Source organism: Chryseobacterium sp. CBo1, from assembly GCF_001693475.1.
GTDB classification, from domain to species: domain Bacteria; phylum Bacteroidota; class Bacteroidia; order Flavobacteriales; family Weeksellaceae; genus Chryseobacterium; species Chryseobacterium formosense.
In genome coordinates, this window is the sequence record NZ_MAUH01000063.1 from 1 (window position 1) to 1,189 (window position 1,189).

Consider the following 1,189-nt stretch of genomic DNA (forward strand, 5'->3'; position numbering starts at 1 on the left):
CACCTGTTCCCATTCCGAACACAGAAGTTAAGCCCACCAGCGCCGATGGTACTGCGAAAGCGGGAGAGTAGGTCGCCGCCAGTTTTTTTACAAAAGTCTCATACATGTATTTGTATGAGACTTTTTTTTGCATTAGACTGAAACAATTTATCCTTGCCTATTGCCTACTAGAAGTTAGAAGCCCAATCCATTTACAACAACAACAACAACAACAACAACTTTCTCTTTGTCATCCTGGAAGGATCTAAGCGCAGTATTAGCGGTAAACAAAACAATACTTAATTTTTAACTTTTTAAACTCATTAATAATTTAACCACAAAAGTGACAAAAGATTAACACATCAGTTATTTTAAGTTAAATATTAGGCTGCACATAAGACATAATATTTTAAAGATCTATGTAAATCTGTATAATCTGTGGTAGATAAAGAAACCCTATTCATTTTTTTTAGTCCCATTATTTTTGCTAAATGCTAAATGCTAAATGCTAAATGCTAAATGCTAAATGCTAAATGCTAAATGCTAAATGCTAAATGCTAAATGCTAAATGCTAAATGTTAAATGCTAAATGCTAAATATACTATTGTATCATTGCGAAGAGCGAAGCGACGAAGCAATTCTCTTTATTAATTTAAATCATTAATAGAAAATATTTTTAAAGAGTAATTATTATTTACATTTTTAACCACTTCCAATCCTGGGAGTGGGTTTAAATAATACTATAAATTAATATCTTTACCTTTTAAAGGAAAATAAAAAGTTTTCATGATAAATTATTCAGATAAAAAATTACATTATTAAACATTTGCCTCCATCCAAATCATTTGATTCTCTAATTTCTTTGAACTTTATAATCTCAAAAACGATTTGTCCGATCTTTTATCCACTAAAGACAGGCACATACTCCCTTTGGTTTTTAGATTCTAAAACTCTTCAATCCTTGCTATCTACTACGCTCAAACCCCTCTAATCCTCCAACTCTCCAACTCTCCAACTTACCCTCCAGCTAAAAACCCCAAACATTATTTTAAAATTATTCTCCATAAAGTCAGGGACTTAGTATCAAATATGAATTGAACTTAAATTTTATGTTAAATAAATTAGGATTGTATAGGATAGAAGTACTACTTTTGCCCCACTGAAAAACGAGAGTTGTTTGGTAAGCGCAGAAGAGCTTTTAGGTAAGCAT

Annotated in this window: 1 rRNA gene; it reads left to right on the forward strand. The window is 31.3% G+C overall.

The annotated features are described in order from the left end of the window. A 5S ribosomal RNA gene (gene rrf, locus BA768_RS18730) occupies positions 1-84 on the forward strand; the annotation flags it as partial. Positions 85-1,189: the final 1,105 nt, after the last annotated feature.